We start from the raw sequence: 26,636 nt of genomic DNA on the forward strand, positions 1-26,636 counted from the left end.
AAAGCTCCGTTGTGAATGGCGCCGTTATTTGACCGCCCCGAGCGCCAGCCCGCGGACGAGATAGCGCTGCAGCCAGATGAACAGGATTGCCACCGGCAGCGTCGCCAGCAGCGTCGCCGCCATTACATGGTGCCATTCGATCGTGTAGCGGCCGGCGACCAGCGAGAACACCTGGATCGGCAGCGTGTAACTTTCCTGGCTGCGCAGCATTGTGAGCGCAACGACGAACTCATTCCAGGCGTTGATGAAGGTGAAGATGGCGGTGACCGCGATTGCCGGCAGGCAAAGCGGCAGAAACACTTTTCGCAAGGTCAGCCAGCGGCCGGCGCCCTCCATCCACGCTGCTTCCTCGAGATCGCGCGGGATGGTGTCGAAATAACTCTGCAGCATCCACACGGTGAAGGCGACGTTGAAAGCCATGTAGATGACGCCGAGCGCCGTCGTCGATTCGATCAGGCCCCAGGCGGCCATCAGCCGGAACAGGCCAAGCACCAGCACGATCGGCGAGATCATCTGCGAGATCAGCAGGAACTGGCGGAAGGCGCCATACCCGGCAAAGCGAAACCGCGACATGGCATAGGCGGCCGGCACCGAGATCAGGATGGCGCCGACGGTGGCGATAACAGAGACATAGAGCGAATTGGCCAGCGCCTGGCCAAAGCCGGTCGCCACCCACATGTCGGCAAAATTCGACCAGTGGAATTCGCTTGGCCACCAGGTCGGCGACAGCACCTCCTGCCGCGGCTTGACCGCGGTCAAAAACATTACCGCGAAGGGGAAGATCGTCACCACGAGCAGCGGCGAAAGCAGCAGCCAGGCGATGATCGTACGCTTCAGCTTGGGCGTCATGTGCGCTGCTCCCGCATGGCAAGCCGCACATAGATCATGGTGAAGATCAAAAGGATGGCGAACATCAGCAGCGACACCGCCGATGCTTCACCCAGTTTGCCGATGCGGAAGGCCAGCTTGTAGAGATGGGTGACCAATATGTCGGTCGAGTTGGCCGGCCCGCCCTGCGTCATCACCCAGATGATCGGGAAGGAATTGAAGACGTAGATGGTGTTGAGCACGATGGCGATGTTGATGAACGGCTTCAGCAGCGGAAAGGTGATCTCGCGGAACTGCTGCAGCGGCGTCGCCCCCTCCAGGGCCGCCGCCTCGTAGAGGTCGTCGGGGATCGACGACAGGCCGCCGAGGAAGATGGTCGTGGTGAACGGCACCGTCACCAATATGCCAATCAGCACCTGCATCGGGAATGCCGTCTCGGCGCGCGCCAGCCACTGGATGTTTTCATGGATCAGGCCGAGCCCGATCAGCGCCGAGTTCAGCATGCCGCTTTCACCGTTGAGCGCCCAGCGCCAGACCACCGCCGTCATCGTCAGCGACACCGCCCAGGGCAGCATGATGATGACGCGGGCAATGCCGCGGCCGTAGAAATCGGTGTTGAGGATCATCGCCACCGGCACCGACAACAGCAGCGCGCCGCCGACCACCAGCACGGTCCACAGGCCGGTGCGCCAGAGTGCCGCCAGGAAATCGGGATCGGCGAGGAAGGCGGAATAATTGGCGAAATCGTTGAAGTCGCGCAGCTGGCCGAAGCGGCTGACGTCATGCGTCGATATCTGGATCAGGTCCCAGACCGGCCAGAAGATGACGACCGCCGCCAGCAACAGGCTGGGCAAGGTCAGCAGATAGGGCAAGAAGCGATTTTGCATCGGCCGGTTTTGTACCGTGGTTCTGTGGCGCTGGCACGCCAGCTCGGATCAATCTTGCATATCGGTCTTTAGCAGCGCTTCAGAAGAATGCCTTTCCTCTCCCCCGTCGATCAGGGGAGAGGTGTCGAGCGAAGCTCGGGGGGTCGACCCTTGGGGCGCAAGGCGAGGTGATGTTTGCCCCTATTGCCCTTCCTATGTCCGTTCGCGGCGGTTGCCAGGTGGTTCCCCCACTCCGTCTCGGCTTCGCCGAGCCACCTCTCCCCCTCCGGAGGGAGAGGAAAGTGTGGCGCGCCCCGGTCTCAGGGGCGCGCCGGGCGCAGGGAGATACGCCCTATTTCTTGATCACGGCGTTGGCCTTGGCAGCCGCTTCCTTCAAGCCTGCCTCGGGGTCGCCGCCGAGATAGATCTTCTGCATGGCATCCGAGGTGATCTGGGCGACTTCTTCCCAGCCGGGGATGACCGGCGCAAAGCGGGCGTCGGGCAGCAGCGCGGTGAACGCTGCCAGATCGGCATTGTTGACGTAATAGTCCATCTTGGCCTCTTCCTTGTTCACCGGCAGGAAGCCTTCCCCTTGCGTGAACTTGGCGCGCTGTTCGGTGGTGAACAGGAAGTCGAGCAGCTTCCAGGCCTCATCCTTGTTCTTGGAATTCTTGAACATGATGATGGAATCGGTGACGCCGTACGTGCCGCGCGCGCCGGTCGGTCCGGCGGGGATAGCGGCCACGCCGTATTTCAGGTTCGGCGCCTCGTCCTTGATCTGGTTGGACAGGAAGGGCGCGGTGATCATCATGCCGACCTTGCCCTGCTTGAACAGGTTCTGGACGTCCTCGCGGTTGTTGGAGGTGACGCCGGGTTCCGTCAGGCCTTCGTCGATCATCGACTTGTAGAGCTTGGCGGCTTCGAGCGCGCCCGGCGTGCCGAGGCCCGACGTGCCATCCTTGTTGAGAATCTCGGTGCCTTGCGACCACATCGCATAATAATAATAGACGTCGGTCTCGATCTCCTTGCCCTGCAGGCCGAAGCCGAACGTGCCGGTGCCCAGTGCCTTGATCTTGCGCGCATCCTCCTGCAACTCGGTCCAGGTTGCCGGCGGGTTGGCGATTCCGGCCTTCTCGAACAATTCCTTGTTGTAGTACATGGCGCGCGCCGAGGCCGCGATCGGCAGGCCATAGGTCTTGCCCTCCATGATCGACGGCGACAGGAAGGTGTCGATGAAGCGGTCCTTGAAGTCTGGCTTGATGTAGGCGTCGAGCGGCTCGGCGACATCCTGCTGGACGAAATCGATCAGCCAGCGGGTGCCGATGATCGACAGGTCGGCATTGGTACCGGCCGTGATGTCGGTGGTCAGCTTCTGCAGCAGCACGTCCCACGGCACAACTTCGAACTTGACGGTGATACCCGGGTTGGCTGCCTCGAATTCCTTTTTCACCGCTTCGAAATACGGGCCGGTCTTGGCGCTGTATTCGGCGACGGTTACGCGCACCTCGCCGGCATCTGCCTGCGCGGCCAGGGCGAGCAGGCTCATTCCGGCCATCACGCCGACAGTCCATTTTGCAAGCTTCATTCGATCTCTCCCATTTGATTGCGTCTGCACTCTTGCGGCTTTGAGGCGGCCACGGCTTTATGTGACTTTCCTACATTATCCATGATTTCGCGCTGTGCAAGCGGATTATCCTGTTGCTTAATTACATTTCTTAAAATAGCGTTTTCCGATTATCGTAGATCCCAGGGAGGCGCGCAGCGTGGTTTCAACGGCCGAATTCGCAGGCAAGACCGTGCTGGTGACCGGCGCCGGCGGCGGGCTCGGCTCGGCTATTGTGGCGCTGCTGGCCGAACGAGGCGCGCGCGTCGTCGGCTGCGACCAGTCGCAAGACCAGCTCGGCAGTCCGCATCTGGCGTCGCGCCACGTCTTCGACCTTCTCGACCGGATCTCCACCGATGCCGCGATCACGGCGATCCTCGAGAAAGACGGCGTGCCCGACATCCTGATCAACAATGCCGGCTGGACGCGCGCCGAGACTCTTGCAGCGCTGACCCCCGACAAGATCACGCATGAACTCGACCTCAATCTGACCGGGGTGATGCTGTTCGCCGATCCGCTGATCAAGGCAATGGCCGCGCGCGGTTCGGGCAGCGTCGTCTTCATCTCTTCCGTCAACGCCATCGCCCACTTCGGCAACCCGGCCTATGCCGCGGCCAAGGCCGGCATCAATGCCTATGCCAAAGCGGTCGCTGTGGAACTCGGCCGCAACGGGCTGCGCGCCAATGTCGTCTGCCCCGGCTCGATCCGCACCGCCGCATGGGACCATCGGCTGGCCAAGAACCCGGATGTTCTCGGCAAGCTCAAGCGGCTCTATCCGCTCGGCCGCATCGTCGACGCCACGGAAGTGGCCGAAGCGGTGGCCTTCCTTGTTTCGGATCGCGCATCGGGGATAACCGGCGCGGTGGTGCCGGTCGACGCCGGACTGACCGCCGGCTTCCTGCCCTTCATCGACGACATATTGGGAGCCTGACCATGACCGATGTCGAGTTCCGTGACCTGTCGAAATCCTTCGGACGCCACAAGATCCTCGAAAACATCAGCCTCGACATCAAGAGCGGCGAGTTCGTCGTGCTGGTCGGCCCTTCCGGCTGCGGCAAGTCGACCTTGCTGCGCATGCTGGCCGGGCTGGAGCCGATCACCGCAGGCGACCTCTTGATCGGCGGCGTGCGCGCCAACGATTTGCCGCCACAGCAGCGTAACATCGCGATGGTCTTCCAGTCCTATGCGCTGTTTCCGCACCTGAAAGCGGCCGACAACATCGGCTTTGGCCCAAAGATCCGCGGCGAAAGCCGCACGGCAATCGACGCCAAGGTGAAAAAGGCCTCTGGCGTCCTCAACCTGTTCTCCTATCTCGACCGCTATCCCCGGGAACTGTCGGGCGGCCAGCGCCAGCGCGTCGCAATGGGCCGCGCCATCGTGCGCGAACCCTCGGTGTTCCTGTTCGACGAGCCGCTCAGCAATCTCGACGCGCAACTGCGCGTGCAGATGCGCACCGAGATCAAGGCGCTGCACCAGCGGCTGAAATCGACCATCGTCTATGTCACCCACGACCAGATCGAGGCCATGACCATGGCCGACCGCATCGTGGTGATGGACCGCGGCAAGATCCAGCAGGTCGGCGCACCGCTGGAACTCTACGACCGTCCCGCCAACAAATTCGTCGCCTCCTTCATCGGCTCGCCGTCGATGAGTTTTGTCTCCGGCGCCCTGAAGACGACGCCCGAGAAAAGCTGGTTCGAATCGGCCGGCGGAGGGCGACTGGCGCTCGGCAGCAAGACGGTGCCGGCTGGCAGCACGGTCGAGGCCGGCATACGGCCCGAACACTTCGTCATCGGCGAGGCTGTCGACGCGATGGCGATCAAGGTCGATGTCGTCGAGCCGACCGGCTCGGAAACCCATGTCTATGGTGCGATCGGTGCCGACACGGTGCGCGCCGTGTTCCGCGACCGGATCCAGGTCAAGCCGGGTGAACTGCTGCCGGTCTCGGTAGCGCCGGGCAACATCCATCTGTTCGACACGGCGACAGGCCTGCCGCTATGAGCGCCGGCATGAAAACGAAAATACCACGATGAAGACGACAACCCAGAAATGAAAACGCCGGCCGACATCATCACGCGCCTGCAGCTGATGTCGCAGGACGGCACCAAATCGGACCGCCGCCTGGCCGGTCTCGTGCTCACAGATCTCGACTTTGCCTCCAAGGCGGCAATCTCGGAAATTGCCGCGCGCGTCGGCGTCAGCGAGCCGACGGTCACCCGTTTCTGCCGCAATCTCGGCTGCGAGGGTCTGCGCGATTTCAAATTCTACCTGGCGCAGGCGATCGCCATTGGCGGCCAGTATCTATCGCCCGAACCGCTGAACCGGGACGCGCGCGAGCAGCGCATTGCGTCGGCCATCACCGAAGCGGCAATCGCCGCCATCCAGCGCGCCAGCGAAAACCTCGACATGAAGACGCTGGTGGGCGTGGCCGCGCGCATCGTCAGTTCGGGCAATGTGCTGTGCATCGGCTCCGGCGGCATTTCCTCGATGATGGCGACCGAGATGCAGAACCGGCTGTTTAGGCTCGGCGTGCCGGTGCTGGCGCAGATCGACGGGCAATTGCAGCGCATGTATGCCGCGGTCGCCACATCGGAGACGACGCTGATCGCGTTCTCGGTGTCCGGCTATGCGCGCTCGGTGATCGACGCCGTGCAGGTGGCCCAGCAATATGGCGCCACCACCATCGCCGTAACCCCGCCGGAATCAGCGCTGGCCAAGGCCGCCGATACCGTCATCCAGTTCCAGTCGCTGGAGGACGGCAACATCTACAAGCCGACCTCGTCGCGCTATGCGCTGCTTTCGATCGTCGACATGATCGTCACCTCGGTGGCCGAGACGCGCGGACCAAGGGTTCTGGAAAACCTGCGCCGCATCAAGCAGAGCGTGAACACGCTGAAGGTCGACGATCCAAAGTTGCCGCTGGGGGATTGAGGACTAACGGCCGAGCGCTTTGATGCTCGTCACCAGCGCCGCCGGATCGCCATTCACGCGTAGCGTCTTCAAGCGAGCGGTAGCGCCAGCAACGACCGACACCGCCGATGCGGGAACTCCCAGCGCCTTGGCGACAAGTCTTTGCAATGCTTGATTGGCCGCGCCATTCTCCGGCACGGCGCGCACGCGCGCCTTCAAATGGCTGCGCCCGTCGGCCATCGTCTCCACGCCTCCGAGCCTGTCCACGGAAGACTTCGGCGTCAGCCGGATAAACAGGTCGATGCCGTCGGCGCGCAAGCGGAATGGCGCGCTCATGCCGCCGTCAGGTTCACAGGACCAGCGGCGCTATGGTGGTGAGAATGAGCTGCCTGAGAAAGAACAGGAGCAGAAGCAGGATGATCGGCGAGATGTCGACGCCGCCAAGGTCGGGCATGAACCGACGGATTGGACGCAGCGCCGGCTCGGTCAGCCGGTAGAGCATGTTGCCGATGCTGCCGACGAACTGATTGCGCGAGTTGACGACGTTGAACGCATAGAGCCAGGAAAAGATCGCCGAGGCGATGATGACCCACCAGTACAGGTCCAGCGCCATGACGATTGTTTGAATGAGGGCGAGCATGCCGGTCTCCGATTGTTGCCGACATGTAGCCATTGAGCGCGAAACCGGCAAGGGCCGGTCGCCTACAAGCATCGGGCACAAGGGATTTCGGCAAAACCCCGCCTTGACAGGAAACCGCAGCCTTCGATAAATGCGCCATCCGCTGGACGGGGCTGTAGCTCAGCTGGGAGAGCGCGTCGTTCGCAATGACGAGGTCAGGAGTTCGATCCTCCTCAGCTCCACCAGCGGAATTTCCATTTCTTTGCTCGTCCCGAAAAATATCTGGACTCTGTGCCTGCTGGAGCAACTTGGGAAAGCGCGAGGCCCTTTCGCTTTGGGAATCGCATCACAGGCCGAGCCTGGGGGCGAGATAAGGCGCGAGCGCAAGCGAATAGGTGGCCGTCAAATGACCGGTGTCGCGCCAGACGATCATATTGCCGACGACCGCCGGGCATAGTTCCGGTCCGCACAAAGCGTCAGTCATATCGACGACGCGCACGTTTTTCTGACCCTCCGCGGCAAGCGCCAACAGGTTGTTGAGCTCGGCGTCGCTTCTTTTGGTGGAGCATTTTGCGGGCGTGGCGCTCAGGCAATCGCCGGGTTCGAATCGCATCAAGGGCGTGTTGCGGATGACGATGATCTGCGAACCTGCCTCGGTCAGTTCGCTCCAGACATTGCGCAGCCCCTCGATCATCAGGTCATCCGGAACCGATCCGGCGTTGGACTGGCTGGTGATGACGGCGAGCGGCCTGAGCTTTAAAACCTCAGCCAGCACTTTCTCCCTCCACTCGTAGCAAGATGGATACGGTTTGCCGTCCGACTTGGTAGGCGCACGCGCGAATGCGCAGGCGGATTTCGAGAAAGAAACCAGTTTGAATTTGCGGTCCCTGGCGATCTTGTTCAAGGCTGGACCCCATTGGGCAGCGTGGGAATCGCCAACGAGGACGATGGTTTTCGTGCCGGCAGGGTCGCCCAGCACACATCCCACCGGTTTCGCTCCTTTCAAGTTTTGCTGACATCCCGCCGAGAATAAACCCGACACGTCCCGCCTTAGCCGGGCCAGCGGCGGCAGGAGGTCCACATCGTCCGGAATCGTCGCGCCGGTCAGCAAGGCGGCAGGCCCGGGGTAGGCAGCTGTGCCGATCAGCGTAATGTCGGTGGGTTGCGTCGTCACGAAATGCAGAAGCCCCGCGGATGCCGCCACGCATGCCAGCACCGCGATGGTGCCATATCCCAGCGGCTTCCACCAGGCACCCCGGGATTGCCGGCAGGGTTGTTCGACATAGCGATAAGACAGGTCCGACAGGACCACAGTCACCGCAATCAGGCCGGCACCACTGGCAAAGGTCAGCGAAAAGCCCTGTCCCAGGAAGAATGTGATCAACGGCCAATGCCAGAGATAGATCGAATAGGACCTATCGCCGATGAACCGAAGCGGCCACAAATCGAGCCCACGAAACCGACCGGCTTGGCCTTCGCCAGCCAGGATGATGAGCACGGTGGCCAGGGTTGGCAGCAACGCACTGAGGCCAGGGAACGGTGTCGCCGCTGAAAACAGAAGAGCGGAGGCAAGGATGCCGGCGGTGCCGGCAAGCGCCATCACCCGGCTTGCACCCGCGCCCAGGCGGAACCGGTGCTCGCCAAGCACCAGCAGGCCGCCCAACGCCAATTCCCACAGGCGTGTATGGCTGACGAAATAGGCCTGTGCCGAATCCGTTTTCGTCAGGATGACCGAGGCGGCCAGCGATGCCAGGAAAACGAGCGACAATGTCGTCGCCAAGCATCGTCGCAAGGAGAGATGCCATCGCCGCGCCAGCCAGATCACGCCGATCATGAGCACCGGCCAGACGATGTAGAACTGCTCTTCTATGGAAAGCGACCAGTAATGCTGCACCGGCGTCGGCAGATTGTCGGCGTCGAGATAGCTGACTGCCTCGTGGGCCAGACGCCAGTTCTCGACATAGAGCGCGCTGGCCAGGATCTGGTTGGCCGTTTCCTCCCAGCGCGCCTTGGAAATGAACAGCAGCGTACCGAGCAGCGTCACCAATAGAACCAGGATCGCTGCTGGCAGGAGCCGGCGGATTCGTCGCGAATAGAATTCGATCAGCGAGACGCGACCGTCGCGCAGCGCCATCTGCGCCAGCAGCCCGGTGATCAGATAGCCAGAGATGACGAAAAAGACGTCGACGCCGATATATCCGCCGGGAAGAGCATGGGGCCACAGGTGAAAGACGACGACCAGAGCGACGGCCAGTCCGCGCAACCCTTGTATTTCGGGTCGAAACCGACGGTTCTGATCGATTGTCACCGGGTATCCCCCAACAGTCTCAGCCGGCCTGGATCAACCGGCAGTTCGCGCCACGATCTTCATAAGGGCAGAGTGCCGTGAGGCAAGAGCCGATCGCAGCAGTTCATTCCCTTTCCGTCTCCAGTCCGCTCACCAGCGTGCCGACGAAACCCAGCAGCTCACTTTCGAGGTCGGTGGACGCCAGGCCAATGAAACGGTCTTCGAGCGAGATGGCGACGATCCCATGCACGGCGGAGAACAGCGTGCGCGCGCGGGCCAAAAGCTCCGGCGTTGCCGCCGCCGGGAGCAGCGCCGCCAGCGGCTCGACCAGATGCTGGATCAGCACGGCATGTTCGGCCAGATGCCATTCGGGCACCGCCACGCCTGGCGCCATACGGTGCTCGAACAGCGCCTTCCACGCCATGCGGTTGTCGCGGGCGAAGCCGAGATAGGCCTTGGCCAGCGCCTTCAGCCTTGCCCTTGGCTCGGCGACGCCGGTCGCCTCTTGCTGCAGGGCCGCCCCCAGCCTGGCCAGTGTGATCGAATTGACGTGCAGGATGAGCTCGTCCAGGTCGGCGAAGGCGGTGTAGAGCGCGCCCAGAGCGCAGCCGGCATCGGCCGTGATGTCGCGCGCACGCAGACCGGCGAGCCCCGAGGACTGGATGCGCGCTTGCGCGGCCTCGATCAGCCTGCCTTTGAGGTCCTCGCGTTTGGCGTCCCGTTTTGCGGCCATTAACCTTCTCTTATGCGCAATCATGAACACCGTTCATTTTCTCCTTGAACGCCGTTCGCAATGTGCTACTTTGCCTCATGAACAACGTTCATAGAGGAGAAACGGAAATGTTGAAACAGTTTTTTGCTCTCGTTCGCGGCCGAAGCTACGAAGCCGCCGAGGCGGTCGTCGACCGCAACGCGCTGATAATCCTGCGCCAGCAGATCCGCGATTGCGCCGACGCTATCGCGGCCGCCCGCCGGGCGGTTGCAATTGCCATCGCCCAGAATGAACAGGAACTCGCGCAGTTCAAGAAGCTTGTCCTCCGCATCGACGATTTGGAGAAGCGCACGATCGCCGCGATCGAGCAGGGACAGAATGAACTGGCCCGCGAAGCCGCCGAAACCATCGCCATGCTGGAAGCCGAACGCGACGCCTCCGCCGAGGCGCAGAAAAGCTTCGGCACCGAGATCGAGCGTCTCAAGCGGATTATCCGCGTCTCCGAAATGCGCCTGCGCGAATTGCAGCGCGGCCAGCGCATCGTTGCCGCGGTCGACTCGACCCAGCGCCTGCGAGAAAGCGCGCCCGGCTCCAGCCTGTCGGCGCTCAGGGACGCCGAGGAGACGCTGCTGCGCCTGCGCACCAGGCAAAAGCAGATCGACGCCACCGCGGCCGCCATGGCCGAGATGGAACAGTCGGGCGATCCTGCCGCGGTCTCAGAGAAGCTTGCGGCCGCCGGCTGCGGCGCGCCGCTGAGAAGCAGCGCCGACGCCGTGCTCGAACGGCTCACGAAGACCATGACCAAGCCGGCCTGATCGTACCCGGCCTGATTGTTATCCAGTCTGATTGTATCCGGCCTGATTGTATCCAGCCTGAAACAGACCCACGCCCAACCAACCTAACCTTGAAACGAAAGGACCATATCGATGACCCCGAACACCTATTCCCCCAAGGACTCAAGCGCCTGGAAGACCTTCACCATGGCCAGTTTCGCCTTTGCCGCCACGATGATGGCCGGCGGCATCTACTTCATGGAGGCGAGCTTCGCCGCCAAGGGGTTTTATGCGATGGCCGCCATCATGCTCGTGCACACCTCGATCACCATCACCAAGACACTGCGCGACTCGGAAGAGGCAAGCCGCTTCATCAACCGGCTGGAAGACGCCAAGACCGAGAAGTTGCTGATGGAAGTCAGCCGCAGTAACGAAGTGTAACCGGGTTCCCGCTAAACAAGGCTCAACGCGCAAGACCGCTGATCAATCCAGTCAGGATTTTCACCGGTCTTGCCCAATGGAAGTCGCCGCTATGGAAATCGCCCCGATCAATCGTCCCACAGCTCATCTGATGACATCCAGGCGCTTTGCGCCCTTGTTCTGGACGCAGTTCCTGTCCGCCTTCAACGATAATTTCCTCAAGAACACGCTGGTGTTCCTTATTCTGTTCACGCTGGCGGCGGACCAGGCGGCATCACTGGTCACCTTGGCGGGCGCCGTCTTCATGGCTCCCTTCCTGCTCTTGTCGGCGCTCGGCGGCGAGCTCGCCGACCGCTTCGACAAGGCTCTCATAGCCAAGCGTCTGAAATTCGCCGAGATCGCCGCGGCGGGTGTCTCCGTCGTCGGCATCGCCCTGTCGTCCATTCCCGTGCTGATGACGGCGCTGTTGATGTTCGGCATCATCTCGGCGCTGTTCGGACCGATCAAATACGGAATCCTGCCCGATCACCTCGAACGCAAGGAACTGCCCAAGGCCAACGCCTGGATCGAGTCAGCCACGTTTGCCGCGATTCTCGGCGGCACCATAGCCGGCGGCGTCGTTTCCGCCGATGGTATCGGCGTCGCGGTGTTCGGACCGATCATGATGGCGCTCGCCGTCGGTTGCTGGCTCGTCAGCCGCTATATCCCGTCCACCGGTTCGGCGGCGCCCGACCTTGTCATCGACAAGAACATCTTCCGCTCGACCTGGCGCCAGGTCACCGAATTGCGCACCGACACGCGCATCTGGCGCGCCGGCCTGATGACGTCTTGGTTCTGGCTGATCGGCGCCATCGTGCTCTCGCTCCTGCCGGTCCTGATCAAGGATTCGCTCGGCGGCAACGAAATGGCCGTCACCGTCTACCTCGCCGTGTTCGCCGTCTCGATCGCCATCGGTTCGGCCATCGCCGCCTGGATGTCGCAGGGCCGCATCGTGCTGTTGCCGGCACCGGTCGGCACGGCGCTGCTCGCCCTGTTCGGCCTGCATCTCGCCTGGACCATCTCCGGCATGACGCCGTCGCCCCAGGCGGAAACCCTTGGCGCATTCTTCGCCGGCCCAAACACGATCCGCGTCGCCATCGACCTCGCCGGCATGGCCATTGCAGCCGCTTTCCTGGTGGTGCCGACCTTCGCCGCCGTGCAGGCCTGGTCGCCCGAAGCGCGGCGCGCCCGGGTCGTCGCCGCCGTCAGTATCGTCAATGCCGGCTTCATGACTGGCGGCGGCATCATCATGGCCCTGATCCAGACGAAGGTCTCGACCGGCGGCATCCTGTTCGGCCTCGTCGCGGCCAATGCGATTGCCGCATGGCTGATGCTGAAATATTTGCCGACGAACCCCTTCCGTGACTTCGTCTCCATCCTGTTCCGCGCTTTCCTGCGCCTCGAAGTCGAGGGCATGGAAAACCTCAAGGCGGCCGGCAAGGCGCCGATCCTGGCGCTCAACCATGTCAGCTTCCTCGACGGTCCGCTCGCCTTGACGCTGACCGATGAGGAACCGGTCTTCGCCATCGACTACACCATTGCCCAGGCTTGGTGGATGAAGCCGTTCATGAAACTTGCCCGCGCCTTGCCGCTCAACCCGGCCAAGCCGATGTCGACCCGCACGCTGATCAAGATCGTGCAGGGCGGCGACCCGCTGGTGATCTTCCCGGAGGGACGCATCACCGTGACCGGCGGCCTGATGAAGGTCTATGACGGCGCCGCCATGGTTGCCGACAAGACCGGCTCGATGGTTGTGCCGGTGCGCATCGACGGGCTGGAGAAGACCTACTTCTCGCGGCTGAGCTCGCAGCATGTGCGCCGCCGCCTGTTCCCGAAGGTCAAGGTGACTATTCTGGAACCGGTCAAGCTCGAGGTGCCGCAGGAGCTGAAGGGCCGCAAGCGCCGCGCCGCGGCGGGTTCCGCGCTCTACCAGGTGATGTCGGATCTCGTTTTCCGCACCCAGGACATAGACAAGACCGTACTGGAAAAGATCATCGAGACGGCGAACGAACGCGGCATGAAACAGCTCGCAGTTCAGGATCCGGTCACCGGTTCTCTCAGCTACAGCAAGCTGCTCACGGCTGCCGCCGTGCTTGGTGAGAAGTTCCAGAACCTTTATGCCGACCAGCAGACGCTGGGCATCATGCTGCCCAACGCCAACGGCTCTTGCGCGACACTGCTCGGCGTCATGTCCGCCGGCAAGGTTCCGGCGATGATGAACTTCACCGCAGGTGCTGCCAATATTCTGTCCGCCTGCAAGGCCGCCGAAGTCCGCACCGTGCTTACCTCCCGCGCGTTCGTCGAACAGGCAAAGCTCGGCGCTGTAGTCGAGGAACTCGGTCGCTCGGTCGACATCGTGTGGCTCGACGATCTCAGAAAGACCATCAGTCTCAAGGATAAGCTGCTCGGCTTGCTGCGCAAGTCGACGCCGCGCGCGAAACGCAAGCCCGGCGATGCGGCGGTGATCTTGTTCACCTCGGGTTCGGAAGGCACGCCGAAGGGCGTCGTTCTGACCCACCGCAACATCCTGGCCAACGCCGCCCAGGCGGCGTCGCGTATCGACTTCCATTCGGGCGACAAGGTGTTCAACGTGCTGCCGATCTTCCACTCCTTCGGCATGACCGCGGGCACGGTGCTGCCGTTGATCTCCGGCGTGCCGGTCTATTTCTACCCCTCGCCGCTGCACTACCGCCTCGTGCCGGAACTGATCTACGGCTCGAACGCGACGATCATCTTCGGCACCGACACCTTCCTCTCCGGCTATGCCCGCACCGCGCACCCCTACGACTTCCGCTCGATACGCTATTGTTTTGCCGGCGCGGAGCCGGTCAAGACAGCGACGCGCATGACCTATATGGAGAAGTTCGGCCTACGCATCCTCGAGGGCTACGGCGTCACCGAGACGGCGCCGGTGATCTCCATCAACACGCCGATGTACAATCGCTCTGGAACCGTCGGCAAGATCATGCCCGGCATGGAATACCGCCTCGATCCGGTCCCCGGCGTCGACGAAGGCGGCCGGCTGTTCGTGCGCGGTCCCAATGTCATGGCCGGTTATCTCCGGGCCGAGAAGCCCGGCGTGCTCGAACCGCTCGAGGACGGCTGGCATGACACGGGCGACGTCGTCGCTATCGACGAGGGTGGCTTCATCACCATTCGCGGCCGCGCCAAGCGCTTCGCCAAAATCGGCGGCGAGATGATCTCGCTGGCTGCTGTCGAAGCGCTGGCCGGCGAATTGTGGAAGGGCTCGCTGTCGGCGGTCGCTACGGTGCCCGACGCCCGCAAGGGCGAAAAGCTGATCCTCATCACCGAGGCATCCGGCGCCACACGAGCGGAATTCCTCGCCTACGCCAAGGCCAACGGCGCCATGGACCTGATGGTCCCGGCCGAAGTGCGGGTGGTCTCAAAGGTACCGGTCCTTGGCTCCGGCAAGCTCGACTTCGCCGCCGTGACAAAAATGGTGCGCGACGAAGAAGCCTCGAAGACCAAGGCCGCCTGACCCGGCTACGGCAACGGGCCGACGCAAGAGCCGGCCCGTTCAGTATGATCAACCCTTCGCCTGCCGCTGCGAAATCAGCATCGCCATGCGCTGGACGGCGCGCAGCTCCATTTCGAGGCCTGGCGATGAGGCAAGCGTCGGCATGTTGAGCGCCACCACGGTCAGCGGATCGAGCGTCGCCAGCAGCACATGGGTCGCCTCATATTTCTCGAACAGCCATGCCAGCTGCTCGCGTATATCCTGGTCGACTGGCGCCCCCGGCTGCGTATCGGCGAGCGAGCGCACGGGCTCCTGCTCCAGTGCACGGGCCAGCACCTTCAGGTCGAAGTCGCCGAGGTCCCCTGCCGGCAGGATCAGCGCGCCGTCGACAAGGATATGGCTCTGCAGGCCGCGCAGGAAGCGCGCCGAATCGGTGAGATCACCCTCGGCCATATGCTTCAGCAACGAGTCGCGGCGCTTCTCCGCGGTGAGGCTGACGCTGTCATTGTAGATGACTGCCAGCAGCGTCGCCGACAGCACGATCACCACGCCCTGCACACTGCCGCGCCAGCCGAGATCGTCGATGCCGCCCAGCGCCAGCCCGGCGAAAACCGAGCTCAGCGTAATCACGGTAAAGGCGCCGATCGTGTCGCGATGGCCGAGGCTCGCGCGTCCAAGGCCGATCGTCAGCCAACACAGGAACAGGATGGCGATGCCGCCAAGCCGAACCGGCACTTCGAACAGGCCGGGCCGGTAGTCGGTGACCATGAACGGAATGATCAACAGCAGCGACAGCGCCATGCGCTCGACCGTGCGGTTTTCGGCCGCCGACAGGCTGTCGCGATCGCGCGTCATCACCAGCCAGCCGATGGCGAGAAAACCTCCGAACTGGAAGGCAAGTAGTACCGCCATCCGCCATGGCTCGGCAAAGCGTTCCGGGATCGGCGCCAGCAGTAGAAACAGCAGGGCGCCGCCGGCGGCAAAGAACTTTAGCGCAAACGGCGCATGCCGGCGCAACAGCCCCTCGGTCAGCAGCAGTGCGGCCAGCGGCAGCAGACCCGCCGCCGTGATGGTGACGAACCGGAAAAAGGCAAGACCCGTGGTCCAGTCGAGGATGCGGCAGGCAAGCAGCACTGCCAGCACCTTGAGGCCGAATAGAAAGCGCCGCGACAGCGGATCGCCCGTGTCGCGCCCGCCTATGATCGATATCACGACAAGCAGGCCAACCAGCGCCGCTAGCGAGGTGATGGTGTCGGCGACGAGCGTGCCGTCGAGGTTCATCATCGGCCGGCTGCCATCAGCTTGCGGATAAACCGAGACGCCACGAATGAAGCCATCAGCGTGTCCATGGTCTCAGCACATTCCATTGGCGGGTGCTATCGGCCCAGTGAACCACCGGCAGCACCAGCCGCTGCAGCGTGGCGGCCGCGCCGGCCACGGCAAGTGCTGCAAGCGAGCGGCGCGGAACCGTGTCGGCGAGAAAGGTGCGCGCCGACTGGAAGCTCATCTGGCCGATCTGCAGCACATCGTCGCCGCGCCCGTAGTCGAGTTCCTTGCGGCAGAACTCGTTAAAGGTCTCCTCGCGGTGCTTGGCCGTCTCGTCGAAGGTTTTCTTCAGATCGTCCGAGCCGCCCGTATAGGCATTGGTGATGACGAAACGCTCTTCGTCGAAACCCGCTTCGGGGCCGACGCCGAAGACATGGCGGTGCCGCGCCATGATCTGCCGCGCCAGAAGCACATGGGTCAGCGAGCGCCGCGCGCCGGCATGCGGTCCGGGAAACACATTGCTGAACGCCTCCGCGACCATGCCGACGACGGCCGGCACCTGGCTGACGTTGGAGATCCAGATCGGCCTGAACTGGTTGCGCAAAAACATCAGGAAGCAGGTCAGGCCGTAGAGGATCCAGCTGAGACCGCGGCTGCGCTCGTCCGGATCGATCATGACCAGACCGAGGTGCAAGACTTCATAGGGCTTGCCGGCCAGCGAAATCTCCATCAGCGCCAGCGCGTTGAAGGCGATCGGCCGCCCGTCGCTGCGGCGATAGACGATGGTGATGATGGAATGTTCCAGCCGGCTGCGGTCACCGGAAAACACACCGTAGGTCAGGCTGCCGACTTTCAGCGTCTTCGACGCCACCAGCCGCAGATCGCTGCTCAACTGCTCCAGCTCGGCCGCCTTCATCCAGCGCCCGGGCCGCTCCACGACACGCGTCTCGTAGTCGGCGGATACGCGCATGCGCACATCCATGAACCGACCCGGCAGCAGCTGCAGAACCGCCTTGAGCACTATTTTTCCCCGTGGCAAGAACTCCGACCGTATAGTGGCCGCCGTCCACCTAAGACGCGGTAAACCCGAGACGGCAGTTCTTGGTTGTACTCAACAAAGTAAAAGAACAGCTGCCAGCCAGTGCGGGCTCAGCTTTCCGCAGCAACCAGATGGCCGCCGCCGACATCGTTCAGCGCCAGCTTCAGCGGCGCCTCCCCGATCCTGCGGGTGGCGCTCGGGATTTCCTGGTCGAGGCGCGCGAAGCGCGTTCTGCGCTGCGCCGGATCGGGCACCGGCACGGCGTCGATCAGCCGCCTGGTGTAGGGATGGCGCGGGTTGGAAAACACCTGGTCGCGCGTGCCCATCTCGACGATCTGGCCGAGATACATGACGGCAACGCGGTCGGAAATGTTCTCGACCACCGCCATGTCGTGCGAGATGAAGAGATAGGCGACGCCGAATTCGCGCTGCAATTCCTTCAGCAAATCGAGCACACGCGCCTGCACCGAGACGTCGAGCGCGGAGACGCTTTCGTCAGCGATGATCAGTTTTGGTCGTAGCGCCAGCGCTCGGGCGATGCAGACGCGCTGGCGCTGGCCACCGGAGAATTCGTGCGGGTAAAGCTCCATCTGGTCGGCCGACAGGCCGACACGCTCGAACAGCGCCCCCACTCGTTCGCGGCGCTCGTCCTTGGAGGCGATGCCATGAATCACCAGCGGCTCGGCGACGAGCTCGCCGACGCGCATGCGCGGATCGAGCGAAGCGAAGGGATCCTGGAAAATCATCTGGACGTCACGGCACACCGCCTTGCGCTCGTCGCGGCCAAGACCGGAGAGATTGCGCCCGCCAATGACGATGTCGCCGCTATACGGCGCCAGTCCGGCCAGCGCCTTGGCGGTCGTCGACTTGCCGCAGCCGGATTCGCCGACCAGAGCAAGCGTTTCGTTGGGCGCGATCGAGAAGCTGACGCCCTCGACGGCGTGGACGCGGCGGGTGACCTGGCCAAAGATGCCGCCACGCAGATCGAAGCGGACATGCAGGTCGTTGATCTCGGCGACATTGGCCGGTTTCAAGACGTCAATCGCATCCCTGGATTTCTGTCGACCGACGCCACTGCCGATGCGCGGCACGGCAGCCAGCAGTTCGCGCGTATAGTCGGCCTGCGGCTGGACAAAAATATCCGATGTCGTGCCTTCTTCGACCATGCGGCCGTCGCGCATGACGATGACCCGGTCGGCCATTTCGGCAACCACGCCCATATCGTGGGTGATCAGGATGACGCTGGTGCCATGCTGGCGCTGCAGGTCGCGCAACAGCTCCAGCACTTCGCCTTGCACGGTGACGTCGAGCGCCGTCGTCGGTTCGTCGGCGATCAGCACGTCGGGCTCGAGCGCCAGCGCCATGGCGATCATCACCCGCTGGCGCATGCCGCCGGAGAGTTCGTGCGGAAACTGCTTTAACCGGCTTTCCGCCTCCGAAATGCGCACCGCCTTCAACGCCTCGATGGCGCGCCGGCGGGCTTGCGCCGACGACAGGCTGGTATGCGCCTCGATTGATTCGGTGAGTTGCCGGCCGATCGACAGAACCGGGTTGAGCGAGGTCATCGGCTCCTGGAAGATCATGGCGATGCGGTCGCCGCGAATGCGCCGCATCTGGCGTTCCTCGAGGGTTGCTAGGTCGGTGTCGCCCCGATTCCCATCCCGAAGACGGATCATGCCTGACGATATGCGCGCCGCCGGCTGCGGCAAAAGCTGCATGATCGCCAGCGCGGTCATCGACTTGCCGGAGCCGGATTCGCCGGCAATGCAGAGCGTCTCGCCGCGCGCCAGCGTCAGCGACAGGTTGGAGACGACATCGCGCTCGCCGTCCTCGCCGCGCACGCTGACGGAGAGGTTGGCGATGGAGAGGATGGGGTTGTCGGCGAGGGTCATTGTGGGTGGAGCCCTGCGACGGATTGGTTCCGTCGCACCATTCGCACAAACCTTGGCGCTGACCCCCACCCGGACCTCCGGTCCGACCTCCCCACAAGGGGGAGGTAGGGTGGCAGCGCTTTACCCTCCCCCTTGTGGGGAGGGTCGCTGCGAAGCAGCGGGGTGGGGGTGCGGCGCCGACGTACCGTCATTCAAACACGCAACGCGGAAAATAGAACGACACCACCCAGTTCGGCATGTCGACGATCTCGCTGATGCGCAGGTCCCCGCACACCGAGGCCAGCATATAGGCCTCGACCGGATCGATCTGATACCGCCCAGCAAGCAGATCGACCATCTGCGCCACCGCCTCCTTGGCGCCGGTCATCAGGTCCGGCCCGATACCCGTCGTCACCTCATAGCCCTTGGCGTCGAGATGGCGCGTCACCGGACCGGCGGTGGTGAAGCGCGGCGTCTTCAGCCTGGCGTCCTTGACAAGGTCGAGCTTGAGCACGACGTCCATCGGGCTCTCGATCGCCGTGCCGCAGACCTCGCCATCGCCTTGTGCGGCGTGCGTATCGCCGACCGAGAACAGCGCGCCGGCCACCTCAACCGGCAGATAGAGCGTCGTGCCGGCAGCGAGATCGCGGATGTCGAGATTGCCGCCGACCCGCCGTGGCGGCACCACCGAGTGAAGCCCCATCTCAGCCGGCGCATTGCCGATGGTGCCGGCGAACGGCTTCAGTGGTACGCGCGCGTTTTTCCCGAACAGCGCCGGTTCGAGCGCGGCTGCATCGTATTTCCAGATGTTCAGCGCCGGTTCCGTGAAGTCGTCGGCGAGCAGGCCGAAACCCGGAATGTTCGCCGTCCAGCCGAAGCCGGACGGTTTGAACATCTCGATCGTCACCTTGAGCGCGTCAGCCGGCTCGGCGCCCTCGACGAAGATCGGCCCGGTCACCGGGTTGACCCCGGCGAAGTCGAGCTTGGCGATTTCGGCAACCGTGCTGTCGGCGTTCAGCTGGCCGCCGGCGGCATCGAGGCACTGGAACTCGATGGTCGCGCCGGGCGCCACCCGCTCGGCCGGGACAAAGGAATTGTCCCAGCCGAAATGGTGGTGGCGCCCATGGATGGTGTAGTCGCAGTTATTGCACATCTTTTACGTACACATTGTCGTAGTTGATCGGGATATGGACCGGGTCGACATAGAGGTTGTCGGCGCCGCCCATGCGCGCGGATTTCATGGTGAAGCGCTGTTCGTTGAAGACCGGCGCCCAGGGCGCGTCTTCCATCACCTTGTCGTAGATGGCGCTCCACATCTTGTCGCGTTCGCCGGCCTTTGCCGGGTCGACCACCGAATCCGCCTCGGCCGCCTTGGCGTCGAGATCCTTGTTGCAATACCACGACCAGTTCCAGCCGCCGGGCACCGCGCCGGCGCAGCCGAGGATCGGGCCGTAGAAATTCGACGGATCGGGGAAGTCGGCGATCCAGGCCATGCCGCCCGACCAGATCATCGGCGCGCCGGCCTTGTCACCGCCGGCGGCGATGACATTGGCCTGCGCCAGCGACTGGATGCTGGCCTTGATGCCGATCGCCGCCAGGTCCTGCTGGATCGCTTGGGCAATGCGTGGGTTGGGATCGGTGTTCATGGCGAACAGCTGCGTGTCGAAACCATCGGCATGACCGGCCTCGGCCAGCAGCGCCTTGGCTTTGGCTACGTCATAGGGATAACCCTTGTAGTCCTTGTCGTAGCCCGGCATCGACGGCGGCAGCGGCTGGTTGGCCGGCACGGCGCGGCCGTTGATGATCTGGATGATGCGCGCCTTGTTGAGCGCCATGTTGACGGCCTGACGCACCTTAACATTGTCGAACGGCGCCATGGTGGTGTTCATGGTGACGTAGCCGGTGTGCAGCTGACCGCCTTCGACGACACGCGCCTTCTGCTCGGGATCGGCCATCACCTCCTGGAACTTGGCCGGCGGAATGCCGTCGCCGGGAACATCGATCTCGCCCTTCTGCAAGCGCAGCAGCGCCACGATCGGCTCCTGGCCGATCTCGAAGGTGATCTTGTCGAGATGCGGCAGGCCCTTGTGCCAATAGTCCGCATTGCGCTCGAAGACGATGCGCTGTCCCAGCGTCCACTCGGCGAGCTTGAAGGCGCCGGTGCCGACCGGATGCTTGCCGAAATCGGCGCCATATTTCTCGACCTCTTCCTTCGGCACGACATGGGCGAAATTGATGGCCATGACATGCAGGAAGGTGGCGTCGGGCCGGGTCAGTTCGAACTTGACCGTGTAGGGGTCGATGACGGTGACACCGGACAGGCCTTCGGCCTTGCCGGCGGCGACATCGTCATAGCCCTTGATCGAGCCGAAGAAGCCGGCGCCGGGGCTCTGCGTCTTCGGATTGGTGACGCGGTCGAGCGAATATTTCACGTCGTCGGCCGTCATCTCGCGGCCATTGTGGAATTTCACGCCATGGCGCAGCTTGAAGGTGAAGGTCTGGCCGTCGGGCGAAATCTCGTAGCTTTCTGCCAGATCGGGCTTCAAATTGGTGGTGCCCGGCTCGTAATCCATCAGCCCATCGAACAGGCTCTTGATCATCGACCAGTTCTGCCAGTCATAGCCGATCGCCGGATCGAGGGTCGCAACATCGTCCTTGTAGGTGATGGTGATGGCGCCGCCTTGCTTGGCGTTGGGATCGACCGTGTCTTCGGCGCGGACGCTTGTCATGCCGAGCATGAGGGCCAAGGCCGATGCCGCGACTGTGGATGCGAGAAACTTTTTCATTGTTGTGTTCCCTTTCTCTGTTTCATTTTCATCTGAGCTTGATGCGGGGATCGATGAACGGCGCGATGATGTCGGCGAGCAGATTGCCGAGCACGATGGCGAAGGCCGAGACCAGCGTGACGCCCATGATGATCGGAATGTCGACGCGCTGGATCGCCTGCCACGCCAGCTGACCGATGCCGGGCCAGCCGAACACGCTTTCGACGACGACGATGCCGCCCATGAAGATGCCGATGTCGATGCCTATCATGGCGATGACCGGCAGGATGGCATTCGGCAGTGCGTGGCGGAATATGATGGCGCTGCGCGCCAGGCCTTTGGCCCGCGCCGTGCGGACATAATCCTGGCGCAGGACGTCAATCATCGACGAGCGCATCATGCGCGCGTACCAGCCGGCGCCGAGTATGCCCATCGTCAGCGACGGCAGCACCAGATGGCGCCAGGTGCCATAGCCGCCGATCGGGAACCAGCTGAGACGCACGGCAAAGACGTAGAGCAGCAACAGGCCGACGACGAATTGCGGCGCCGAGACGCCGACGAAGGAGGCCACCATCAGGGTCTGGTCGGTGGCGGTGCCGCGCTTGACGGCGGCGATCAGGCCCATGGAGAGCCCGATCAGCAGTTCGCACAGGATGGCGCCTACCATCAAAAGCAGGCTGGCCGGCAGCCGCGAGACGATGAGCTCGGTGACCTCGGAGCGCTGTATGTAGGAGCGGCCGAGATCGCCGCTGACGAGCTTCGTCAGGTAGTGCCAATACTGGACCACGAAAGGCTGGTCGAGGCCGAGTTGCTGGCGGATGTTTTCCACCGTCTGCGGCGTAGCACTGCGGCCGGCGATCTGCCGCACCGGGTCGGCCGGCAAGAGGTAGAGCAGCGCAAAAGTGATCAGCGAGACGCCAAGCAGGATGAGCAGCGACTGGATCAGCCGGCGGCCGAGATAGGCGATCATGACCGGCCCCCCATTATTCCCGGCCCCTTTGCGTCGGATCGAGGATGTCGCGCAATGCGTCGCCGATCAGGTTGAAGGCCAGCGCCAACGCCAGGATTGCGGCGCCGGGGAAGAACACCAGCCAGGGGGCGGCCTGGAAATAGGTCTGGTTCTCGAAAATGATGTTGCCCCACGACGCGGTCGGCGGCTGCACACCGATGCCGAGGAAGGAAAGCGTCGCCTCGAGCAGAACCGTGGTCGAGATGCCGAGCGTGCCCCAGACGATGATGGTCGGCAGCAGATGCGGCAGGATGTGGCGAAATAGGATGCGCGGCGCACTCGCCCCGATGCTGCGCTCGGCATCGATGAACTCGCGTTCGGCCAGCGACGATGTCTCGGTGTAGATGACACGCGCCGTCTGCACCCAGTTGACCAGCGCGATGACCATGGCGACGATCCACAGGCTGGGCTGAAACACTGCCGCCAGGCAGATGGCGAGCAGCAGCGCCGGGAACGCCATCATCAGATCGGTGAAGCGCATCAGCGCGCTGCCGATCCAGCCGCGGAAATAGCCTGCGGTGACACCCACCAAAGTGCCGATCAAAAGCGCCACGCCATTGGCGACGATGCCGATGATGAGCGAGGTGCGGGCGCCGTAGAGGATGCGGGTCAAGAGGTCACGTCCGAGCAGGTCGGTGCCGAGCCAGTACTGGGCGCTGGGCGGCAGCGGCGAGCCCTCGATGGTCAGGCCGTCGAACATCTGCTCGTTGGGGTCATAGCCGGTCAGCCGGGGCGCCAGCACAGCGCCGGCAAGGACAATGGCGACTATGACCAGGCCGAGCAGCGCGAGGCGGCGTTTCACCAGCCGGCGCCAGACACCGGCGCGCGGTTTTGCCGGCATGCGCACCGGTAGATCAGGCGCGATGGGACTGGTCATCGCCGCCTTCTTCCCCCGTCGCTTCCTCGCTTGTCATTGCCACGATCCGACGCGCGGCATCCTCGACGCTGATCTGCCAGCTCATCGCCAGCGAACGCAGCTGCGCATAGGCGCGCTCGTCGTCGCTGCCTTTCGACAAGGCCGTCACCGCGCGCACGATGGTCTGGCGCTCGGCGACGCGCTGGCGCAGCGACGCTATCTCGCCGGCTAAATGTTTTCGGGCCTCGAAACTCTGTCTCGCGATCAACAGAGCGCTGTAGACGCCGGCATTGCCGACCGGCTTCAGCAGCTGCGCATCGGCCTTGTGCGACAGCGCCCATTCGATACGCCCCGGCGCCTCGGAACCGATCAGCGCCACCAGCGGCATCGGCGCCTCACCGGCTTCCCACGGGAACTGCTCGTCGAAACCGAGATCGGCATCGAAGAAGACGAAATCGGCGGCGAGAGCTTCCGGCGGCAATTCCGGCCAGCAGTCGATCGTAGCCAGGCCGATGGCCGACAATTGCCTGGTGATGGCCTGCACCGTCGGATGCGGGCGATGCAGGATGAAAGCCCGCGCGCCGCCGAGATTGGGGATGCGCGTCCGCGTCATGACACCACCCTCAGACGCGGACGGCCGAATGTCTTGGCGGGGTCGTAGCGCGACAGATAGGGATCCGGCGCGACCTCATCCTCCTGGCTGACGACCTCGAAGAAGCCATCGGCGATCCGGCCGATGATCACTGGCAGCGTCGCGTGCTGGGAGTGGGCGTCGATGGCGATCGGCCCGAGCCGGGTGGAGAAGCGCCGCTCGGCGAAGGCCTTGGAAAATTCCGCCGGGCCGGCATCAGTGTTGCGCGACAGCACGTCGGCCATCACCTGCACCGAGGCATAGGCGGAGGCCTCGAAGGACGAAGCGAAGGCAGCCGGCCGGGGCGCGAAATAGGGCCCGACCGACAGATGCCCTTTCCCTGTCTCGCCGATCGCCGGCAACTCGCCTTCCGTGAGGTTGCAGGAGATGACGGGGCAGTTTTCCGGCCTGAATGCCGCATCCTCATCGCCCAACTCGCGGTAAGCCGCCAGGAAGGCATACGACGAGGTGCCGATCAGATTGTTGAGAATGAAGCTCGGCCTCGTCGCCCGGATTTCCGCGATCAACCGCGACACGTCGGTCTCGCCGATGCGCAGATAGCGCTCGCCCAGCACTTTGCCGCCGGCATCCGCGATCAGGTCGCGCGCCACGCGGTTCATCTCCCAGCCCCAAATGTAGTTCGAGCCGAGCAGGAAGCCGTTGGCGCCGAAACGCGGCACGACATGCGCCATCAGCGGAACCAGATGCTGGTTGGGGCAGGCGTGCATGTAGACGACATGCTCGTTGGCCTCGAACCCTTCATAGGGGCAGGCATACCAGAGCATGCCGCCGGCCTTCTCCAGCACCGGGATGGTTTCCTTGCGGCTCCACGAGGTGACACAACCGACGACATGGCGCGCGCTGCTGGTCCTGAAAATGTCCTCGCACAAAGTCGCGTAGCGATCGGCATTACTTTGCGGATCGCGCTCGACCGGAACCAGTTCGATGCCATAGCTCCGATCGGCATTGATGTCGGCGATGGCGCGCGTGGCGCCCATCCGGCACGCATCGGAGACCAACTGGTAGCTGCCCGAGCGGGAATACAGGATGCCGATCTCGATACGCCGTTTCAAACCGATCCTCAGAAATGACAATGCCCCGCAGCCAGCGCCGGAGGGCGAGGCATACGAGGCATATTTGCCGCCCGGCGACCAAGGCCGGTATTTTGCGCTAGCGTATTCGGTCCGGCGGGTCAGTCAAGCGGGAAAGTACGTGGTCATGGGATCGGCCTTGTCCGGCTGCTTCTAGTTCCGCAGCGTGAACATCAAAGGCGCCACGACAGCCGTACCGGCCTTCTCAGGCGGTGGCGCGGGCACCGTCGCACCCTGCAGAATGCCGAGCGCGGCGCGATCGAGATCGGCGTCCCCCGAAGATCGGGTCAGCCGGACGGAGGTCACCTTGCCCGAAGCGCTGACGACGAAGGTCACATTTGCGGTACCCACGGCGCGCCGCGACCTTGCCGCGCTCGGGTAGCGCTTGTGCCGATTGATCCATCCGATCAGCTGGGAGTTCCATTTGCTTGCACTGACTGATGATCCACTCGATTGCGAAGCCTTCGGCGCCGACGCCTTCGCCGCTGCCTTTTGATCGACACTGGCGGTCACGACCGCTTTCGCCGGCGCGGCCTTTTCCTTCTTCTCTTTCTTTGCTTTCGGCTTGGGTTTTTCGGCAGCCTTCTTCGCCTTCTCGATCGGCTTGGTCTCCGCCGGCTTGGTCTCCGCCGGCTTGGTCTGGGGCGGCGGAATGACCACATCCGGCGCTATGGTCGGGACGATGTCGGGCACCACCTCATCCAGCGGCGGCGATTGATCGGGCTGCTCGGCCGCTGCCGTCTCGATCGGAGCGGCGGGTTGAACCGCTTCCGTCTTCTCGGCGACCGGCCCCGGCTGACCGGGCTCGGGCTCCACGACGGGCTTCAGTTCGGCAACCGCCTCCTCGATCTGGTTCGGCGGCTCAGGCGTCACCACGTCGGCCATCGAGTCCTCCTGCACCGCCGGCGCCACCATCATCGGCGACAGCTCGATAGCCACAGCCGGCGGCGGGCCGCCATCGGCCATGTTGGCCAGGCTGAAGCTCTGGACGGCATAGGCGATCGCGACATGCGCGCCGACAATGACAATGGCCGCAGCCGCCCACAAGCCAATTTCGCGCAGGCCGGCGCGTGGCGGGTCGGCCGCGGGTGCGGCGGCGGCCAGTTGCGTCACGGGGCGGCGCCCCGGTGCGCCGCGGATGCGTCCGCCGGCACCGTCTCCAGCCCCACCAGCGCGATCTTCAGATAACCAGCGCCGCGCAGCAGGTTCATCACCTCCATCAGCTCGCCATAACCGACCGCCTTGTCGGCACGCAGGAAGATGCGGGTCTGCTTGTCGCCCTTGGTTCTGCCGTCGAGCACCGCGGCGAAAGCCTGGCGCGGCACGCTGTCATTGCCGATCGCGAGCGTCAGATCGTCCTTCAGGGTCAGGAACAGCGGCGTTTCCGGCCGGGGTGCTGGCGTCGCCGTCGAACCCGGCAGATCGACATTGACGTCGACTGTCGCCAAGGGTGCAGCGACCATGAAGATGACCAGCAGCACCAGGATGACATCGATGAACGGGGTGACATTGATCTCGTGGTTTTCCTCGAGATCGCCATCGATAGCCTCGCGAATTCTAGCCGCCATAGCCC

The 26,636-nt window shown here is 63.6% G+C and carries 24 protein-coding genes and 1 tRNA gene; 7 read left to right on the forward strand and 18 right to left on the reverse strand.

Features of this window, described 5'->3' with window-relative positions:
- Positions 1-24 precede the first annotated feature (24 nt).
- The 3 genes from NKJ80_RS13190 to NKJ80_RS13200 all read right to left on the reverse strand — a co-directional run bounded on the left by NKJ80_RS13190 (position 25) and on the right by NKJ80_RS13200 (position 3,279).
- Positions 25-849 (reverse strand): carbohydrate ABC transporter permease, encoded by an 825-nt coding sequence (locus tag NKJ80_RS13190; protein ID WP_023668609.1) that lies wholly within the window; start codon positions 847-849, stop codon positions 25-27.
- Positions 846-1,715 (reverse strand): carbohydrate ABC transporter permease, encoded by an 870-nt coding sequence (locus NKJ80_RS13195; RefSeq protein ID WP_352497695.1) that lies wholly within the window; start codon positions 1,713-1,715, stop codon positions 846-848. Before NKJ80_RS13195 ends, NKJ80_RS13190 begins: the two co-directional genes overlap by 4 nt.
- A gap of 331 nt (positions 1,716-2,046) precedes the next feature.
- Positions 2,047-3,279 (reverse strand): ABC transporter substrate-binding protein, encoded by a 1,233-nt coding sequence (locus tag NKJ80_RS13200; protein ID WP_023736814.1) that lies wholly within the window; start codon positions 3,277-3,279, stop codon positions 2,047-2,049.
- A gap of 178 nt (positions 3,280-3,457) precedes the next feature.
- Here NKJ80_RS13200 and NKJ80_RS13205 point away from each other — a divergent pair, with 178 nt between their 5' ends.
- Genes NKJ80_RS13205 through NKJ80_RS13215 form a run of 3 tightly spaced genes read left to right on the forward strand, consistent with a single transcriptional unit; the run spans position 3,458 to position 6,228 of the window.
- Positions 3,458-4,228, forward strand: a complete 771-nt coding sequence (locus NKJ80_RS13205; RefSeq protein ID WP_023688835.1) for an SDR family oxidoreductase — start codon at positions 3,458-3,460, stop codon at positions 4,226-4,228.
- A gap of 2 nt (positions 4,229-4,230) precedes the next feature.
- Positions 4,231-5,298 carry an ABC transporter ATP-binding protein gene (locus tag NKJ80_RS13210; protein WP_023698734.1) on the forward strand — a complete coding sequence of 356 codons (1,068 nt, stop codon included), beginning with the start codon at positions 4,231-4,233 and terminating at the stop codon, positions 5,296-5,298.
- 48 nt (positions 5,299-5,346) lie between these two features.
- A complete protein-coding gene (locus NKJ80_RS13215) occupies positions 5,347-6,228 on the forward strand; it encodes a MurR/RpiR family transcriptional regulator (protein ID WP_023681445.1) in 882 nt (293 codons plus the stop codon).
- A 3-nt stretch (positions 6,229-6,231) separates the two neighbouring features.
- Here the strand turns inward: NKJ80_RS13215 and NKJ80_RS13220 are convergent, their stop codons facing one another.
- Positions 6,232-6,543, reverse strand: a complete 312-nt coding sequence (locus NKJ80_RS13220) for a DUF167 family protein (RefSeq protein ID WP_023698733.1) — start codon at positions 6,541-6,543, stop codon at positions 6,232-6,234.
- A 13-nt stretch (positions 6,544-6,556) separates the two neighbouring features.
- Complete coding sequence (locus tag NKJ80_RS13225; protein WP_023668602.1) at positions 6,557-6,847, reverse strand: YggT family protein; 291 nt, start codon at positions 6,845-6,847, stop codon at positions 6,557-6,559.
- A gap of 148 nt (positions 6,848-6,995) precedes the next feature.
- On the opposite strand from NKJ80_RS13225, the gene NKJ80_RS13230 reads away from it, so the two are divergent.
- Positions 6,996-7,071, forward strand: a tRNA-Ala gene (locus tag NKJ80_RS13230).
- A gap of 101 nt (positions 7,072-7,172) precedes the next feature.
- Here NKJ80_RS13230 and NKJ80_RS13235 read toward each other — a convergent pair.
- Positions 7,173-9,134: an acyltransferase family protein gene (locus NKJ80_RS13235; protein WP_081740621.1), complete on the reverse strand. Its 1,962-nt coding sequence runs from the start codon at positions 9,132-9,134 to the stop codon at positions 7,173-7,175.
- 103 nt (positions 9,135-9,237) lie between these two features.
- Positions 9,238-9,846, reverse strand: a complete 609-nt coding sequence (locus tag NKJ80_RS13240; protein WP_023815302.1) for a TetR/AcrR family transcriptional regulator — start codon at positions 9,844-9,846, stop codon at positions 9,238-9,240.
- 107 nt (positions 9,847-9,953) lie between these two features.
- Here NKJ80_RS13240 and NKJ80_RS13245 point away from each other — a divergent pair, with 107 nt between their 5' ends.
- From NKJ80_RS13245 to NKJ80_RS13255, 3 genes are all read left to right on the forward strand, one after another.
- Positions 9,954-10,640: a PspA/IM30 family protein gene (locus NKJ80_RS13245; protein WP_023715889.1), complete on the forward strand. Its 687-nt coding sequence runs from the start codon at positions 9,954-9,956 to the stop codon at positions 10,638-10,640.
- Between the two features lie 111 nt (positions 10,641-10,751).
- Complete coding sequence (locus NKJ80_RS13250) at positions 10,752-11,039, forward strand: YiaA/YiaB family inner membrane protein (protein ID WP_023698730.1); 288 nt, start codon at positions 10,752-10,754, stop codon at positions 11,037-11,039.
- Between the two features lie 91 nt (positions 11,040-11,130).
- Positions 11,131-14,556 (forward strand): acyl-[ACP]--phospholipid O-acyltransferase, encoded by a 3,426-nt coding sequence (locus NKJ80_RS13255; protein ID WP_352497696.1) that lies wholly within the window; start codon positions 11,131-11,133, stop codon positions 14,554-14,556.
- 48 nt (positions 14,557-14,604) lie between these two features.
- Here NKJ80_RS13255 and NKJ80_RS13260 read toward each other — a convergent pair whose 3' ends face one another.
- The 11 genes from NKJ80_RS13260 to exbD form a co-directional block, all read right to left on the reverse strand.
- Positions 14,605-15,819 (reverse strand): hypothetical protein, encoded by a 1,215-nt coding sequence (locus tag NKJ80_RS13260; protein ID WP_352497697.1) that lies wholly within the window; start codon positions 15,817-15,819, stop codon positions 14,605-14,607.
- Positions 15,820-15,871: 52 nt separating this feature from the next.
- Positions 15,872-16,822, reverse strand: a complete 951-nt coding sequence (locus NKJ80_RS13265; RefSeq protein ID WP_031196424.1) for a hypothetical protein — start codon at positions 16,820-16,822, stop codon at positions 15,872-15,874.
- 128 nt (positions 16,823-16,950) lie between these two features.
- Positions 16,951-18,732, reverse strand: coding sequence for an ABC transporter ATP-binding protein (locus NKJ80_RS13270; RefSeq protein ID WP_352497698.1), 1,782 nt, complete (start codon positions 18,730-18,732; stop codon positions 16,951-16,953).
- 187 nt (positions 18,733-18,919) lie between these two features.
- Complete coding sequence (locus tag NKJ80_RS13275) at positions 18,920-19,864, reverse strand: acetamidase/formamidase family protein (RefSeq protein ID WP_352497699.1); 945 nt, start codon at positions 19,862-19,864, stop codon at positions 18,920-18,922.
- Positions 19,854-21,449: an ABC transporter substrate-binding protein gene (locus NKJ80_RS13280; protein WP_460221874.1), complete on the reverse strand. Its 1,596-nt coding sequence runs from the start codon at positions 21,447-21,449 to the stop codon at positions 19,854-19,856. Before NKJ80_RS13280 ends, NKJ80_RS13275 begins: the two co-directional genes overlap by 11 nt.
- Before the next feature lie 76 nt (positions 21,450-21,525).
- A complete protein-coding gene (locus NKJ80_RS13285; RefSeq protein ID WP_023815305.1) occupies positions 21,526-22,446 on the reverse strand; it encodes an ABC transporter permease in 921 nt (306 codons plus the stop codon).
- 13 nt (positions 22,447-22,459) lie between these two features.
- On the reverse strand, positions 22,460-23,362 hold the full coding sequence (locus NKJ80_RS13290; protein ID WP_023668590.1) for an ABC transporter permease: 903 nt from the start codon (positions 23,360-23,362) through the stop codon (positions 22,460-22,462).
- The gene (locus NKJ80_RS13295) at positions 23,340-23,954 is read right to left on the reverse strand and encodes an ANTAR domain-containing response regulator (protein WP_352497700.1); all 615 of its coding nucleotides are present in this window, start codon (positions 23,952-23,954) and stop codon (positions 23,340-23,342) included. Before NKJ80_RS13295 ends, NKJ80_RS13290 begins: the two co-directional genes overlap by 23 nt.
- Entirely contained in the window at positions 23,951-25,045 is a 1,095-nt protein-coding gene (locus NKJ80_RS13300; protein ID WP_023693237.1) for a transporter substrate-binding protein, read from the reverse strand. Before NKJ80_RS13300 ends, NKJ80_RS13295 begins: the two co-directional genes overlap by 4 nt.
- A 171-nt stretch (positions 25,046-25,216) precedes the next feature.
- A complete protein-coding gene (locus NKJ80_RS13305; protein ID WP_023713408.1) occupies positions 25,217-26,176 on the reverse strand; it encodes an energy transducer TonB family protein in 960 nt (319 codons plus the stop codon).
- The gene (gene exbD, locus NKJ80_RS13310) at positions 26,173-26,631 is read right to left on the reverse strand and encodes a TonB system transport protein ExbD (protein ID WP_352497701.1); all 459 of its coding nucleotides are present in this window, start codon (positions 26,629-26,631) and stop codon (positions 26,173-26,175) included. Before exbD ends, NKJ80_RS13305 begins: the two co-directional genes overlap by 4 nt.
- Positions 26,632-26,636 lie beyond the last annotated feature (5 nt).

This window comes from Mesorhizobium sp. M0030 (assembly GCF_040323695.1).
Classification (GTDB): Bacteria; Pseudomonadota; Alphaproteobacteria; order Rhizobiales; family Rhizobiaceae; genus Mesorhizobium.